The 17,423-nt window shown below is 42.7% G+C and carries 5 protein-coding genes and 1 tRNA gene; 3 read left to right on the forward strand and 3 right to left on the reverse strand.

The annotated features are described in order from the left end of the window. Positions 1–75 precede the first annotated feature (75 nt). Positions 76–1,701, forward strand: coding sequence for an NAD+ synthase (locus tag C9E88_RS12155; protein WP_106985735.1), 1,626 nt, complete (start codon positions 76–78; stop codon positions 1,699–1,701). A 206-nt stretch (positions 1,702–1,907) separates the two neighbouring features. Here the strand turns inward: C9E88_RS12155 and C9E88_RS12160 are convergent. Next, a tRNA-Met gene (locus tag C9E88_RS12160) sits at positions 1,908–1,984 on the reverse strand. A gap of 182 nt (positions 1,985–2,166) precedes the next feature. Here C9E88_RS12160 and C9E88_RS12165 point away from each other — a divergent pair. Both C9E88_RS12165 and C9E88_RS12170 read left to right on the forward strand, forming a co-directional pair. Then, the gene (locus C9E88_RS12165; protein WP_106985736.1) at positions 2,167–2,568 is read left to right on the forward strand and encodes a hypothetical protein; all 402 of its coding nucleotides are present in this window, start codon (positions 2,167–2,169) and stop codon (positions 2,566–2,568) included. A 293-nt stretch (positions 2,569–2,861) separates the two neighbouring features. Continuing rightward, positions 2,862–3,302, forward strand: coding sequence for a universal stress protein (locus tag C9E88_RS12170; protein ID WP_106985737.1), 441 nt, complete (start codon positions 2,862–2,864; stop codon positions 3,300–3,302). Positions 3,303–3,404: 102 nt separating this feature from the next. Here the strand turns inward: C9E88_RS12170 and C9E88_RS12175 are convergent, their stop codons facing one another. Both C9E88_RS12175 and C9E88_RS17860 read right to left on the reverse strand, forming a co-directional pair. Then, entirely contained in the window at positions 3,405–3,725 is a 321-nt protein-coding gene (locus C9E88_RS12175; RefSeq protein WP_106985740.1) for an MGMT family protein, read from the reverse strand. Between the two features lie 84 nt (positions 3,726–3,809). Then, complete coding sequence (locus C9E88_RS17860; RefSeq protein WP_227865794.1) at positions 3,810–17,225, reverse strand: BapA/Bap/LapF family large adhesin; 13,416 nt, start codon at positions 17,223–17,225, stop codon at positions 3,810–3,812. Positions 17,226–17,423: the final 198 nt, after the last annotated feature.

The raw sequence follows: 17,423 nt of genomic DNA on the forward strand, positions 1-17,423 counted from the left end.
CACTCCACTGGATTATTATAATAAAAATATCAGTAATTTAAGTGTATTCACCTATAGGAATAGGATTTAGTTGGAATGAATAGTTTTAAAATTGCACTTGCTCAATTCTCTCCACATATTGGAAATATAGAAGCTAATACTGCAAAAATGCTCGAGCAAGCAAATGAAGCTAAAAAACAAAATGCCGATATTATTGTTTTCCCAGAACTTTCAACGCTAGGTTATCCTGCTGAAGATTTATTGCTACGCCCTAGCTTAAATAAACGCACTAAACTCGCTTTTGATCAATTAGCAGAAATTAAAGATATCGTTTTGGTTTTTGGCTTCGTCAACACGACTGAAGATGGCCACCGCTATAACTCAGCTGCCGTTATGAAAGACGGTCAAGTTTTGGGTGTATATAACAAACAAAATTTACCAAACTATAGCGTATTTGATGAAAAACGTTATTTCAGCGAAGGACATCAACACCTTGTGTTTGAATACTTTGGCCATAAATTTGGTATTTTAATTTGTGAAGACGTATGGTCTTTACCAACAGTCCAGCAGCTGGCTCAACTCAACGTAGAAACTGTACTGGTATTAAATGCCTCACCGTATGAAGTAGGTAAACCACAGCATCGCGTTGAAACCATGAGTGCTTTGGCTAAACAATTGCACATTAACTTGGTGTACTGTAACCAAGTCGGTGGACAAGATGACCTCGTCTTCGACGGTACAAGCTTTGTGATGAACAAAGATGGTCAAGTTGCACTACAAGCACCAAGCTTTAAAGAAGAGCTGTACATTGCAGAATACGATGGCGCACAAAAAACCTTTAAAGCTGGTTCAATTGCTCCTGTACTTGAAACCATGGCTGAAATTTACCAAAGCCTTGTACTTGCAACACGCGACTATGTACAACGCTCTGGTTTTAAAGGTGTAATTCTTGGCCTATCAGGCGGTATTGACTCAGCTTTAACGTTGGCGATTGCTGCTGATGCCATTGGCGCAGACAAAGTACAAGCCGTAATGATGCCGTATACCTATACTGCACAAATCAGTGTGGAAGATGCTGCTGAACAAGCGAAAAATATGGGTGTGACCTTTGGTATTGCCGAAATCAATCCAATTGTGAACAGCTTTATGCAAACGCTCTATCCTTTCTTTGGCAATGCACCAGCAGATGCTACAGAGGAAAACTTGCAAGCGCGTTCACGCGGTACGCTATTAATGGCGCTTTCAAACAAATTTGGCAACTTGGTACTGTCTACAGGTAACAAATCTGAATTGTCCGTGGGTTATTGCACGCTTTATGGCGATATGGTCGGTGGCTTTGCGGTATTAAAAGACGTATACAAAACCATCGTGTTTGAATTGGCTAAATACCGTAACAGCATTGCAGAATCCCCTGTTATTCCTGAACGTGTAATTACGCGCCCACCTTCAGCAGAATTACGTCCAGATCAAACCGATCAAGACTCTTTACCTGCTTATGATGTATTGGATGCGATTTTGTATGCTTACATTGAAGAAGACATGAGCCAAGATGATATTGTTGCCAAAGGCTTTGATGCTGAAGTGGTTGCAAAAATCATTCGCTTAGTAGATTTCAATGAATACAAACGCCGTCAAGGTGCGATTGGCCCACGTATTAGCTCACGCGCATTTAGCCGTGAACGCCGTTACCCAATCGTTAATGGCTGGAAACCAGGCATCTAATTAAATACAGCAGATGCGCAATATAAAAAAGCCCAAACTTAGTGTTTGGGCTTTTTTTAGATCTGAACTCAGTTAAATTTAAACCGAAGTACAACAGCATCATCTATTTAGATAAATACAGAATTTTCATTTTATTTGTGCTGAATTATTTATACTTTTTTAAAGCACAAAAAAAGAGACCAAGCTGAGAGCTTGGTCTATAAAAATGGTGGCTATGACGAGACTTGAACTTGTGACCCCCGCATTATGAGTGCGGTGCTCTAACCAACTGAGCTACATAGCCGTAAACTGTGTGGGCATTATCTAAATTTAGCCCCCCAGCGTCAAGCATTTTTATTCGCAAATGTTTAGTGTTTAATCAAATGTGATTGTTTCAGCCAAAAAACAAACAAATTCAACAGTATTTAGTATTTTTTTCACGTATTTTTATCCTTAATTCCTTTTAAATCCGCTGAGGGCCACAGTATGCAGCAAAAAATTTTCATCCTGCTCTTGAGCATGTGCTTATTTACAGGCTGTCAAATCATCTCGCCTATTTTTGTCGATTACAACGGTGTACGCCGTGATGTTGCACAGTGGATCAACCATCACAGCTTCCTCAGCATGCAACAAAAACGCAGTATGGCGCAATTGAGTCGTGCACAACAAAAAATCGTGCGCTTTGCTGATTTAAATACAGAGCAACAATTAGAATTGGCACGTGAAAATCAAATTGCATTAAGCTGTGCTTCGCAAAGATTAAGCCAAAAGCAAATTCAACAGCTTCAGCAACAAATTTTTGGTGAAAAAACCGCAAAAGTACTTCTCAGCTATGCGCAATTGGCACCCAAAATTAAACTCGATGCCACACAAATTCAGTGTGACTAATCGTCCGTTACATTTTCAGCCTCAAGCTTAAGTTTGAGGCTAAATTTTTTATTCTCTATATCTTCCAGCGCTAAGTTTTTATTTTAATTTTTTTAAATAACAAGATATTTCTAATTCAACCCAAAATCATCCACAAGCATCTGTTTACACATCATTTTTTAACTCATCAATAATAATTATCCCTATGTATTTACTAGGTTTTATTTTATTTAAAACTTAGGTATGCTCAATTAATAAGCTTTAAAACCATTTTAATTTCTCTATAAATTTATATTTAGATCAGGAGTATTCACATGACTTTTCAGAATATCTTAGTTCCTGTAGACGGTTCAGAAACTTCTTATGCCGCAGTAGATAAAGCCATCGAAATTGCACAAGCATTTAAAAGTAAAATTACGGTGGTTCAAGTCCTCACTTTAGACCCATATATTGCAGCAGAATATATTAGCGCATCGCAAACAAATGAATTAATTGAGCGCGCACGTGTTTCAATTCAAGCCACACTCAATGAAGCCTTGGCTAAATTTGAAGGCACAGGCCTGAACGTTGAATCAAAACTTCTTGAAGGGCAAGTTGTGCATAGTGAAATTGCGAAAGCTGCAGATGAAATCCAGGCGGATCTGATTATTATTGGCTCACATGGGCGTACTGGTCTGAAAAAATTCTTCTTAGGCAGTGTTGCACAAAGTGTGTTGGGTTCTGCTCAAGCACCTGTACTAATTGTACGTAAGTAATCTGTCGCACTTGAAAGCTTAGCTTAGATTTTCACGATTTTTTTTGCTTTCAAGAACGCTTTAATGACACTAAAACCTCTTCAATTTTTTGAAGAGGTTTTTTTATGGTTGCCATTGGTATTGTTTTAAATTCACCCGCCCCTCAATAACAGTTACACCTTCTTGCAATAACAATTGCTGTTGTTTATTCATACCCTGTGCATTTAGCTCAACAACACTAAAACGCCCTTGTGCATTAATTACCCGATGCCATGGAATAGCTTGTTCATTGTCTAGGTATTTTAAAACCCGCCCTACCATCCGTGCATGTTTAGGTAAGCCTGCAAGCTTCGCAACCTGACCATAAGTTGCAACTTTGCCATACGGAATCAGTTTCACCACATTTAAAATTTGTATGGCTAGCTCAGCGTTTGGATTTGGCATTTTGAATGACTCAAGCATAAAAAAAGAGAGCCCGAGGGCCCTCTTTTATTGTTAATTATTTAAACTATTTAGACAATTGCTAGATCAATGGTAGATCAAGTGATTGTTGTCTAAAAGTTCTTGTAATGTAACATCTGTATTTTTCAAAGTAAGCAATTCTGTCTTACCGTTGAATGTACTGCCTTGACCATCACGATCGATACTAATAATCGTATTACCATGACCGTCTTTCGCTACAGATACGTAGTTACCAATATTAGAAGCAGTTACATTTTGACCTTGTAACAATGCGCTGATATCGATCTTATCGCCATCTGCTTTCTTGAAGTCTGTCCAAGTGTCATGACCATTACCACCTGTTGCTTCAGCAGTATTCAACAACTTGAAGATTACGGTATCTGCACCTGCATTGGTTGTATAAACGTCATTACCTACAGAGCTTGTAATCACATCATTACCAATACTTGTGTTGTACTCAAAACCTGTTTCAACGTTGAGGTGAGCCACTGAAACATCACCATTTGGTGCAACCAATTTATATGTAAATTGATCACCAGTACCCACCTTGAATGCTGAGTCTGTCACGCTGTATGTGTAGCTACCGTCAGCTTTAATGTTCAAGTCGCCGTGTGCACCTTTAACCGTAACACCCGTAGTGGTCACAGCAGTATAGGTTTGACCACCATCTTGCGAGATATACAGGTCTGTATATTTCGAAGCAAGTACATCTACACCATGGCCATCATTATCTGTAAGTAGATTACCAGTGGTTTTCGTTGCAAGTGATTTCGCAGTGAAGTCATCAAGATCAATCACACTACGTGTAATTGAAGCATTTACACTACCGCCAACACTGACTAAACCAGAGTTAGTCACAATCTCAATAGTGTACGTACCTGCTTTCAGACCTGGAATGCTGAGTGAATTACCATTTGGTAAGATACCAATCACGTCAACCAATGTACCTGCATTTGTTGATGCAACGATTTTACCAGTAGTATCTTTCACATTCACACTTGTACTACCAAGTAGTGATACCAGCTGTGCAGAACCAAAATTGATATTTACATTTTCAATTGTGCCTTTCGCTACAGTAATGTCAGTACTGCCACTCGTTTTACCAATTGCAACACCAAAGAGACCGATAAGCCAACTATAGCTAATTGATTTAGCAGCACCTACACTCACCGCATTTGTAGCTTGTACCCCAATGGTATCCGTATTGTCTGTTGCAACAACTGTTGTTGCATCATTTTTCGGATTTGCTGCATCCCATTTCACAGCAAGATCACCCGCTGTACCAATGTGAATAATGAGGCTCGCAGTATCTGATTTACCTGTAACTGGATCAGTTACTGTATAGCTAAATACTTCAGACTTACCAATATTCGTTACATTTTCAGTCGGTTTATAGGTGTACGAGCCATCTTTAGCAATGATCAGTGTACCGTGGTCACCTGTAATCACTGTAGTACCTGAAGCATTTACAGCTTTGCCATTTACGGTCGTTACAGTTGTACCTGCTGGAACATTGTCTTTACCGTAAATACCATCAGCATCTGTAATCACGTTACCAGACTTATTGGTTACACCTGAAACCACTGGGTCTTTCGCTGTATCAAATACTTGAAGTGATAAGCCAGCGCTAATTGAAGTACCAACACCAATTAATGATCCACCTGAGAATGCAAATTTGTATTCACCTGGAAGTAGGTTTTTCACTTGTATTTGTGTGCTTTCACCAAAAATACCTAGTAAGTCAAATAAACCTGCATCCTTATTTGTACCTACAAGTACATCTACACCATTCACAACTTTATAAAGCTTCATTTCAGCTTGGTCGAACAAGTTAATGAGTGATTTCGTTGTTACGGTAATGGTTGCGTTTGCAACTTCGTTTTCACCAACAACAAACACACCATTAAATGTTTTTTCACCAATATTGAAACCAACAAATTTATTAAATAGCTCAGAAGTACGTGTTGCCAGTACAGGATATTCAAAGTTAATGCCTGCATCGACTAGGTTATCTACCGCATCCACAGTAATGTTTGGTGCTTTAGAACCTGTTTTACCAGATTCACCACCTGCATCACTCGCACTGACTAGAAGTGTTTGACCATCTGTATATGATGTTGGCAATTTAATGCTGTAGTTACCATTTGCATCTGAATTACCTTGTGCAATTACAGTCTTACCATCTGGTGCATAGACTTTAATCACAGAGTTCGCTTCTGCTGTACCTGTTACAGTATCGCCTTTTGCATTAATCGTTGCAGTAGGTGCAGCTGGTGCATACAAGTCTGGTGCAGTTGCAGGAGTCGCAAGCGATTCACCACCTGGATCTTTCGCTGTAACTTTCACAGCTTCACCATCCACCAATGCTGGGTTGAGCGGCACTGTATATTTGCCATCTGCGCCTGCTACTGCAGTACCAATCACAGTTGTGCCTTTACTACCACCATACACTTGTACGATTGCATTTGGCTCAGTTACACCTGTTACTGATTTACCATCTGTAGCAACTTGTGCAGTTGGTGCATCTGGTGCATATAAGTCTGGTGCAGCTGCTGTTACTGGTGCAGATTCACCACCTGGATCTTTGGCGGTCACTTTAACTGTTTCGCCATCTACCTGAGCTGGATTCAATGTAACTGAGTACTGACCAGAAGCATCTACAGTACCTGTACCCAAGACAGTTTTTCCGTCTTCTGTATATACCGTAATCGATGAACCTGGCTGTGCTTTACCAGTCACAAATGCACCCGTTTGACTATCAACTTGTGCAGTCAAAATGCTTGGTACAGAAGAATCTACCAATGCATCTGTTGCAGAACCTACATTACCTGCTTTATCCGTTGCAGTTGCAGTGTATGTACCTTCTGCTGCTGTCGCTGGAACAGTCGCTGTATATGTACCATCTGGATTAACCGTTACAGGAACATTATTGCCTGCTGGGTCTTTCACAGTCACTGTGGCACCTGCTTCAGTTTTACCTGTCACTGTTGCCGTACCATCTGAGTTCGAAACCACATCGATGCTTACAACTGGAGCAACATTATCATCCAACACATCAGTTGCTGTGCTTGGATTACCTGCTTTATCTGTTGCAGTGACAGTATATGTACCTTCTGCTGCTGGTGCTGGAACTGTTGCTGTGTACGTACCGTCTGGGTTAACTGTTACAGGAACATTATTGCCTGCTGGGTCCTTCACAGTCACTGTTGCACCTGGTTCTGTTTTACCTGTAATGCTCGCAGTACCGTCTGCATTTGGTGTGATGTCTACCGTTACTTGTGGACCAATATTGTCATCAAGTACATCGGTTGCAGTACCAGTATTACCTGCTTTATCCGTTGCCGTTGCAGTATATGTACCTTCTGCAGCTGGTGCTGGAACTGTCGCAGTGAACGTACCATCTGGATTAACTGTTACAGGAACGTTGTTACCTGCTGGATCTTTCACAGTTACCGTTGCACCTGGTTCTGTTTTACCTGTAATGCTCGCAGTACCGTCTGCATTTGGTGTTACATCCAAGCTCACAATCGTTGGTGCAACATTATCTACAAGTACATCTGTACCTGTACCAACATTGCCAGCTTTATCCGTTGCAGTTGCAGTGTATGTACCTTCTGCTGCTGGTGCTGGAACTGTTGCTGTGTAAGTACCATCTGGATTAACCGTTACAGGAACATTGTTACCTGCAGGGTCTTTCACAGTCACTGTTGCGCCTGGTTCAGTTTTACCTGTAATGCTCGCAGTACCATCTGCATTTGGCGTTACGTCTACAGTCACAACTGGAGCTACGTTGTCGTCAAGTACAGCGGTAGATGTTGCAGTATTGCCCGCCGCATCTTTTGCAGTTGCTGTATATGTACCTTCCGCTGCTGGTGCAGCTGCAACCGCGCTAAATGTACCGTCTGGATTAACAGTTACTTTCAGATCATTACCATTTGGATCTTTCACAGTCACTGTCGCGCCAGGCTCAGACTTACCAGTAATGGTTGCTGTACCATCTGGATTTGCTGTCACAGTCAATGCGTCAAGTTGTGCAACGGTATCCACAGTTACATTTGTTGAATCTGGATCACTCAAGTTACCTGCGCGATCTTTCGCAACTGCTTCAACTTTATAAGTACCATCTGCAAGATTTGGTGCTGTATATGTCCAGCTACCATCTGCCGCAACGACTGCAGCACCAGATGCAAGAACTTTACCAGCTGCATCTTTAACCGTTACAGTTACAGTCGCATTCGCTTCAGTTTTACCTGAGAAGCTTGGTGTTGCATCACTCACGACACCTGAATCATCAATGTCAATTGTTGGTTTAACTGTATCAACAATAAACTTGATGTTTGCAGGCGCACTTGTCACACCATAAGCATTTTTTGAAATTGCTTCTAAGCGGAATTGACCATCTGCAAGAGGTTTAGACGGTGTAAATGACCAACGGCCTGTTGATGTATTTAATGTCGCTAAACCTGACTCAACAATTTTATCCGAGCTGTCATAAATGTTGATTTTCACTTCCACACTGTTCACAGATGAACCGTTGAAAGTTTGTTTAGGGTTATTGGTTGCAGGAGGTAATGGCTCTGCTGCGAGCAATGCACGCGCTGCAAATTTCATTACCGGTGCAGCAACTGGTGCTGCGAAGAAATCGAATGGATCAATTTCTACTGTTGGCAGTGTAATATCACCTTTCACAGTCGTACCAGTACCAGCGTTGCCAGCTTTATCTGTATACGTACCATTGCCAATTGACACTTCAACTGTTTGAACTGCTGCCGAACCACTCACCTTAATTTGTGCAGTCCACTGTGTTTCAGAAACCTGCACAAGGTTGTTTAATGTACCGCCTGCTACAGTGATATCAGATGCATCGAAGCCAGTTACAGCCTCGCTGAAGTTAATTACCGTCACACCATTCACATCAAATGAAACTGTCACACTTGGTGCTGTGGTATCAATACTTGGTACGCTGATATTGTCTGCTTTTGAACCAATACCGTTGTTACCTGCAAGGTCTGTGAATGAGTTGTCTGCAACAGTAACTGTAACTAGACCAGGTGCACCTGTGTTGCCATCAGCAACCACTTTGCCTGTCCAAGAACCGTCTGCTTGTTGAGTTAAGCCACTTACTGTACCGCCAGTTACTTTCACATCAGATGCATCGAAACCTTTAACCGTTTCGCTGAAGCTGATTTTCAAGTTGCCATTTGCATCTAGGGTTGTCGTAGATGTTGGCGCAGTGGTATCAAAACCTGGAACAGTTTGACTACCTGTTGCCAATTGGCCTGGGTTACCTGCGACATCTGAGTATGAACCCGCTGGTATCGAGATATCGACCTTACCTGGTGCACCCACTGGATCATTCGATACAACTTGACCTTTCCAAGTACCATCTGGCTGTTGAGTCAAGCCACTCACTGTACCGCCTGCTACAACCAAGTCAGATGGAGTGAAGTCTTTTACTGGCTCGCTAAATGTAATTGTCACTTCGCCTGCTGGCGTAATCACAATCGCTGCTGTTGGTGCAGTTGTATCAACACTTGCAATATTGTTAGATGCGCTATTGCCTTTACCATTATTGCCAGCAAGGTCTGTATAAGAGTTATCTGCAACACTCACAGTAACAGCACCTAGCGCACCTGTGTTGCCATCAGCAACCACTTTGCCTGTCCAAGAACCGTCTGCCTGTTGAGTTAAGCCACTCACTGTACCGCCAGTTACTTTCACATCAGATGCATCAAAACCTTTAACCGTTTCGCTGAATGTGATCTTCAAGTTGCCGTTGGCATCTAGTGTCACTGTTGAAGTTGGTGCTGTGGTATCAATACTTGGTACAGATTGTGATTGGTTCGCAACAGTACCAGGGTTACCTGCATTGTCAGTATATGAACCAGCTGGGATGGTTAAATCTACTTTACCCACGGCACCTGTATTGCCATCAGCAACCACTTTACCTATCCATGAACCGTCTGGCTGTTGAGTTAAGCCACTCACCGTACCGCCAGTCACTTTCACATCAGTTGGATCGAAGCCTTTTACTGGCTCGCTAAATGTAATTGTTACTTCACCCGCTGGCGTAATCACAATCGTTGCTGTCGGTGCAGTTGTATCGACACTTGGTACGCTGATATTTTCAGCTTTCGAACCAATACCGTTGTTACCTGCAAGGTCTGTGAATGAGTTGTCTGCAACAGTAACTGTAACTAGACCAGATGCACCTGTGTTGCCATCAGCAACCACTTTGCCTGTCCAAGAACCGTCTGCTTGTTGAGTTAAGCCACTCACTGTACCGCCAGTCACTTTCACATCAGATGCATCGAAACCTTTAACCGTTTCGCTGAATGTGATCTTCAAGTTGCCATTTGCATCTAGTGTCACTGTTGAAGTCGGCGCTGTGGTATCAATACTTGGTACAGATTGTGATTGGTTCGCAACAGTACCAGGGTTACCTGCATTGTCAGTATATGAACCAGCTGGGATGGTTAAATCTACTTTACCCACGGCACCTGTATTGCCATCAGCAACCACTTTACCTGTCCATGAACCGTCTGGCTGTTGAGTTAAACCACTCACCGTACCGCCAGTCACTTTCACATCAGTTGGATCGAAGCCTTTTACTGGCTCGCTAAATGTAATTGTTACTTCACCCGCTGGCGTAATCACAATCGTTGCTGTCGGTGCAGTTGTATCGACACTTGGTACGCTGATATTTTCAGCTTTCGAACCAATACCGTTGTTACCTGCAAGGTCTGTGAATGAGTTGTCTGCAACAGTAACTGTAACTAGACCAGATGCACCTGTGTTGCCATCAGCAACCACTTTGCCTGTCCAAGAACCGTCTGCTTGTTGAGTTAAGCCACTCACTGTACCGCCAGTCACTTTCACATCAGATGCATCGAAACCTTTAACCGTTTCGCTGAATGTGATCTTCAAGTTGCCATTTGCATCTAGTGTCACTGTTGAAGTCGGCGCTGTGGTATCAATACTTGGTACAGATTGTGATTGGTTCGCAACAGTACCAGGGTTACCTGCATTGTCAGTATATGAACCAGCTGGGATGGTTAAATCTACTTTACCCACGGCACCTGTATTGCCATCAGCAACCACTTTACCTGTCCATGAACCGTCTGGCTGTTGAGTTAAGCCACTCACCGTACCGCCAGTCACTTTCACATCAGTTGGATCGAAGCCTTTTACTGGCTCGCTAAATGTAATTGTTACTTCACCCGCTGGCGTAATCACAATCGTTGCTGTCGGTGCAGTTGTATCGACACTTGGTACGCTGATATTTTCAGCTTTCGAACCAATACCGTTGTTACCTGCAAGGTCTGTGAATGAGTTGTCTGCAACAGTAACTGTAACTAGACCAGGTGCACCTGTGTTGCCATCAGCAACCACTTTGCCTGTCCAAGAACCGTCTGCTTGTTGAGTTAAGCCACTTACTGTACCGCCAGTCACTTTCACATCAGATGCATCGAAACCTTTAACCGTTTCGCTGAATGTGATCTTCAAGTTGCCATTTGCATCTAGGGTTGTCGTAGATGTTGGCGCAGTAGTATCGATACTTGGTACAGATTGTGATTGGTTCGCAACAGTACCAGGGTTACCTGCATTGTCAGTATATGAACCAGCTGGGATGGTTAAATCCACTTTACCCGCGGCACCTGTATTGCCATCAGCAACCACTTTACCTGTCCATGAACCGTCTGGCTGTTGAGTTAAACCACTCACCGTACCGCCAGTCACTTTCACATCAGTTGGATCGAAGCCTTTTACTGGCTCGCTAAATGTAATTGTTACCTCACCCGCTGGCGTAATCACAATCGTTGCTGTCGGTGCAGTTGTATCTAGACTTGGTACGCTGATATTTTCAGCTTTCGAACCAATACCGTTGTTACCTGCAAGGTCTGTGAATGAGTTGTCTGCAACAGTAACTGTAACTAGACCAGATGCACCTGTGTTGCCATCAGCAACCACTTTGCCTGTCCAAGAACCGTCTGCTTGTTGAGTTAAGCCACTCACTGTACCGCCAGTTACTTTCACATCAGATGCATCGAAACCTTTAACCGTTTCGCTGAAGCTGATTTTCAAGTTGCCATTTGCATCTAGGGTTGTCGTAGATGTTGGCGCAGTTGTATCGATACTTGGCACACTGATATTTTCAACTTTTGAACCTTTACCGTTATTACCTGCAAGGTCTGTATATGAGTTGTCTGCAACAGTAACTGTGACTAGACCTGGTGCACCTGTGTTGCCATCTGCTGCAACTTTAGCTGTCCAAGAACCGTCAGCCTGTTGAGTTAAGCCACTCACTGTACCACCTGTCACTTTCACATCAGATGCATCGAAGCCTTTGATTGCTTCGCTGAACGTGATCTTCAAGTTGCCATTCGCATCTAGAGTCATCGTAGACGTTGGTGCCGTAGTATCGAAACCTGGAACAGATTGACTAGCTGTTGCTGGTTGACCTGGATTACCTGCATTGTCTGTGTATGAACCCGCTGGAATCGTAATATCTACTTGACCTGGTGCGCCTGTTGGATCATTCGACACGACTTGACCTTTCCAAGTACCATCTGGCTGTTGAACCAAACCAGTGACAGCACCACCCGCTACAACCAAGTCAGATGGAGTGAAGTCTTTTACTGGCTCGCTGAAGCTGATCGTTACTTCGCCCGCTGGCGTAATCACAATCGTTGCTGTCGGCGCTGTCGTATCAACACTCGCAATATCATTTGTTGCGCTATTGCCTTTACCATTATTACCCGCAAGGTCGGTATAAGAATTGTCTGCAACACTCACGGTCACTTTACCCAATGCACCTGTGTTGCCATCTGCAACAACTTTACCAGTCCAAGAGCCATCAGGCTGTTGTGTTAAGCCACTTACTGTGCCGCCAGCTACTTTCACATCAGATGCATCGAAACCTTTAACCGCTTCGCTGAATGTGATTTTTAAGTTGCCGTTTGCATCGAGTGTCACTGTTGAAGTCGGCGCTGTGGTATCAATACTTGGTACATTTTCAATTGCAAATCCACCATTACCTGGGTTATTTGCCACGTCTGTATAAGAGCCTGCACCAATCGAAACAACTACATTTCCTGGAGCACCTGTCGCACCATTTGCTGCGACTTGACCCGTCCACGTGCCATCTGGTTGTTCAGTTAAATTCACCAATTTACCGCCAGTCACTTTCACATCAGTCGCATCAAAGCCTTTTACTGGCTCGCTGAAGCTGATTGTTACTTCGCCTGCTGGAGTCAACGTAATTGTTGGCGTTGGCGCTGTAGTATCGATGCTTGGTACAGATTGTGATTGAGTTGCAGCAGCACCAGGATTATTAGCCAAGTCTGTATATGAGCCAGCTGGGATGGTTAAATCTACGTTTGCTGACGCACCCGTGTTGCCATTTGCAACAACGTGACCCGTCCAAGTACCATCTGCTTGTTGTGTTAAGCCTTGCAATGTACCACCAGTCACTTTGACATCAGATGCATCAAAGCCTTTTACTGGCTCGCTAAAACTAATTGTCACATCACCAGCAGGTGAAATCACAATCGTCGCTGCAGGCGGTGTGGTATCAACGCTAACTACATCCATACCAAGAACGCTCGAACCTTTACCTGCGTTACCCGCTGTATCTGTATATGAGCTATCAGCAATAATTACATCTATTTTGCCACTCGCGCCTGTGGTTCCATTCGCAACAACTTGGCCTTTCCAAGAACCATCCGCTTGTTGTGTTAAGTTAAGCAGTGTACCGCCATTCACTGTCACATCTGACTTATCAAAACCTTTTACAGCTTCGCTGAAGGTGATAACAACTTCGCCTGTAGGGCTGACTGTAAGTGTAGATGTTGGTGCTGCTGTATCAATCTTAGCTGTTGCACTATCTTCTGCACTAATGTTGCCTGCTTTGTCTTTTGCTGTTGCAGATACAACATAGTCACCATCTGTAAGCGATGTTTTAACGGTATATGACCATTTACCATCAGAAGCAACTGTTGCGATACCTGTCTCAATAACTTTGCCAGTCGCATCAGCAACTTTTACAGTCACTGTAGATGTAGGTTCATTTACTTTACCTTTCACATCAGGTGTTGCGTCATTGGTTAAGCCAACATCATCCACCTCAACCACAGGTGCTTGAATATCAACAATAAATGCTTTCGCAGCTGGCGCACTTTGGTTACCTGCAGCATCTTTAGAAATTGCTTGAAGCATGTAATAGCCTTCAGCCAAATCATGAGATGGTGTGTAAGTCCACTTACCTGTAGCTGTGTCTAATTTTGCTAAGCCCGAATCAATATTTTTACCTGATTCATCTTGTAGATAAATCATGACTTCAACACTCTTCGTCGAATTACCAGAGAATGTTGGTTTTACTTGATTGGTTTGTGGTAACGATGCTGATGTTGTACTTGCAACACTCATTAGCATACGTGCTGAAGCAGCACCAAATAGATTATCAATGTCTACTGTTGGTGGAACAGTATCAATTTTCAAACCTGTATCAATTGCAATATCAGGGTTACCTGCAGCATCTTTAGCAGTCGCTTCAACTTTATAAGAACCATCTGCTAGCGGTTTATTTGGTGTAAATGTCCAATTGCCACTGCCATCAACTTGCGCATTACCAGAGTCAATGACATTACCTGCTGCATCTTTTACTTCTACAGTAACTGTTGCACCCGCTTCAGCTGTACCTTTAATGATTGGTGACGTAGCATTCGTCAAACCTAATACATCAATCGTCACTGTTGGTGGAGTTGTATCTACAACCAAACCTTTGTCTGTTGCAGTAGCTGGGTTGCCTGCAGCATCTTTTGCAGTTGCATCAACAGTGTATGCACCATCTGGAAGTGTTTTAGATGGCGTATAAGTCCAGTTGCCGTTCGCATCTACAGTTGCTGGACCAGAATCTACAACCTTACCTGTCGAATCTTTAACTTCAACAGTGACCGTTGCACCTTTTTCTGTTGTGCCTTTTACTGTTGGAGTTGCATCATTGGTTAAAACCAAATGATCAATAGTCACTGCTGGTAAAGTAGTGTCTACAATTAAACCCGTCGCAGTCGCATTTGCTTTCGTGTTGGCAACATTTACGGCTTCAACTGCAACTGTATAGTTTCCTTCAGCAAGTGCAGTAGATGGTGTAAATGTCCAATTACCATTTGAATCCACTGTCGCTGGGCCTGTAGCCACAACTTTACCAGTCGAGTCCTTCACTTCAACTGTTACTGTTGCACCAACAGCTGTTTTACCAGAAATATCTGGTGTTGTGTCTTGCGTTGGTTTTAATGGATCAATCGATACAGTAAGTGCAGATGTATTAACATCTAAGCCTTGCTCTGTTGCTGTTGAAGGATTGCCCGCAGGATCTTTTGCAGTTGCATCAACCGTATATGGACCTTCTGGAAGTGGGTTTGCTGGTGTATATGACCAGTTACCATTGCCATCTACAGTTGCTGGACCAGACTCTACAACTTTGCCAGTTGGGTCTTTAATTTCAACATTAACAGTTGCACCAGGCTCAGTTTTACCTGAAATCGTTGGTGTATTGTCATTGGTTGGAGCAAGTGGATTAATGCTAATTGTTGGTGCTTGCGTATCAACAGCTAAGCCTTTGTCTGTTGCAGTTGCTGGATTGCCTGCAGCATCTTTTGCAGTTGCATCAACAGTATACGCGCCATCTGGTAGTGTTGTAGATGGTGTGTACGACCAGTTGCCATTGCTATCTACAGTTGCAGGACCAGACTCTACAACTTTACCTGTTGCATCTTTAATTTCTACATTAACAGTTGCGCCCGCTTCAGTTTTACCTGAAACAGTCGGTGTCGTGTCGTTGGTTGGTGCAAGTGGGTTAATGCTAATTGTTGGTGCTTGCGTATCTACAGATAAGCCTTTGTCTGTCGCAGTCGATGGATTACCTGCAGCATCTTTTGCAGTCGCATCAACAGTATATGCGCCATCTGGTAGTGTTGTAGATGGTGTGTATGACCAGTTGCCATTGCTATCTACAGTTGCTGGGCCAGAATCTACAACTTTACCTGTCGAGTCTTTAACTTCAACAGTAACTGTTGCGCCTGGCTCAGTTTTACCTGTCACCGTTGGTGTCGTGTCATTGGTTGGTTTAAGCGGATCAATGCTAATTACAGGTAAAGATGAATCTACATCTAAGCCTTTATCAGTTACAGTTTTATCATTACCAGCTGGATCTTTTGCAGTAACTTCAACCTCATACGGACCTTCTGGAAGCGGTTTAGATGGTGTATAAGTCCAATCACCATTACCATCTACAGTGCCTTTACCTGAATCAACAATGTTGCCATCTTTGTCTTTAATGACTACATCAACAGAAGCATCAGGATCTGTTTTACCAGTGATCGTTGGTGTTGAGTCACCCGTTGGTTTTAACGGATCAATCGTAATTGTAGGATCAGTCGTATCTACAACCAAACCACCTTTATCTTGTGTGCTTTCATTGCCTGCAGGGTCTTTCGCAGTCACTTCAACTTTGTATTCGCCTTCTGGCAAAGGTTTTGATGGAGTGTAATTCCAGTTGCCTTGGTCATCTACATTTGCTTTACCACTGTCAACCACATTGCCATTTTTATCTTTAATTACAACGTCAATTTCAGCTTTTGGCTCGTTGGTTTTACCGCTAATCGTAGGGGTCGTATCGTTGGTATCGCCCAAATCATTAATGCTAACAGTCGGATCTTGAGTATCAACTGTGAAATTTAAAGCATCCGATTTAGGACCTTCAACGCCATCCACTGTCTGTGTTGCAGAAATTGAATGGTCGCCATCTGTCAATTCTTTAGGAAGTTTAACGCTCCAGCTACCATCTGCTTTTGCGACAGTTTCTGCAACTAGCTGGTTACCGTCATAAACTTTAATTGTCGCGCCTGGTTCAGCACCTGTACCTGAGACAACAGGTGTTTTGTCATTTGTTGCGCTACCCGCTGTAAGTTGGCCAGTTTTAGGCTCAACGTTATCAGTCACAACCAATGTACTTAATTTTTTAACAGGGCTTGGCGTACCATCATTGTTATTTGATGAACCATTATTAACTGCAGCACCTACTGCACCAACACCAGCAGCACCCAATGCCCAAGGTAAAATTGCACCAACCAAAGAATCTTTATACAGTAAAGGCTCAATTTCTGCTAAAGGTTGATATTGGATCACGTCTGCAATCGCGCCATTTGCATCCGTAAATTTAGCCCAAAACAAACCGCCATCATCGCTTTCAAAAACCAGACTGTTATCTGGTTTGTCACCAGCAAAATAATTTTCAATAACAATAGTTTCACCGCTTTTTAGCGTGATTACTGCATTGTTGCCATCTCGCGTAATTGAAGCCACATCCTCTTTCGGGACCTTAACTACAACAACTGAGTTTTGTGTAAGTCCAACACGGTTCGAATCGACTTGTTCTAGAACCTGATGACTTTCCTTCGAAATAACAGAAATTTGCGTCATAGCGTGACCCTCAATATGTGTTATGTATGTTTCTGTTTTAGATTAGTTTTGCAATGTGTTGTTTTTTTAACTTTTTCATTAAAATACAACCCATTAGAAACTCTATTTTTAATAATGTGTTTTATATCACATTTTGCTTTTTTTTTGCACAATTGCTTGAAAAATATTGTTTAATTGCCATGTCTACACTCCTAAAAC

This window comes from Acinetobacter cumulans (assembly GCF_003024525.3).
Classification (GTDB): Bacteria; Pseudomonadota; Gammaproteobacteria; order Pseudomonadales; family Moraxellaceae; genus Acinetobacter; species Acinetobacter cumulans.